This window comes from uncultured Marivita sp., from assembly GCF_947488135.1.
GTDB lineage: Bacteria > Pseudomonadota > Alphaproteobacteria > Rhodobacterales > Rhodobacteraceae > Marivita.
In genome coordinates this window covers 1-470 of sequence record NZ_CANKYW010000037.1, presented here as the reverse complement: position 1 = coordinate 470, position 470 = coordinate 1, and the positions used below count along the sequence as shown (strand labels likewise).

Annotated in this window: 1 protein-coding gene; it reads right to left on the bottom strand. The window is 63.6% G+C overall.

Going from position 1 to position 470, the window contains the following annotated elements:
* A partial coding sequence (locus Q1B16_RS22310; RefSeq protein ID WP_299794635.1) for an EF-Tu/IF-2/RF-3 family GTPase occupies positions 1-470 on the bottom strand: 470 nt, incomplete at both ends.

Genomic DNA, 470 nt, shown 5'->3' with positions numbered 1-470 from the left:
TCTTCCTTGGTCAGGATGTAGACCTCGGCTTCGAACTTGGTGTGCGGTGTCACCGAACCCGGCTTGCAGAGAACCTGGCCGCGCTCGACGCCTTCACGGTCGACGCCGCGCAGCAGCGCGCCGATGTTGTCGCCGGCTTCACCGCGGTCCAGCAGCTTGCGGAACATTTCCACGCCCGTGCAGGTCGTCTTGGTGGTGTCGCGGATGCCGACGATCTCAATCTCGTCGCCGACATTGATCACGCCACGCTCGACACGACCGGTCACAACCGTACCACGACCCGAGATCGAGAACACGTCTTCGATCGGCATCAGGAACGGCTGGTCGATCGCACGTGCCGGCTGCGGAATGTACTCGTCCACGGCCGCCATCAGTTCGCGGATCTTGTTCTCGCCGATTTCCGGATCACGGCCTTCCATCGCCGCAAGCGCGGAGCCTGCGATCACCGGGATGTCGTCGCCCGGGAAGTC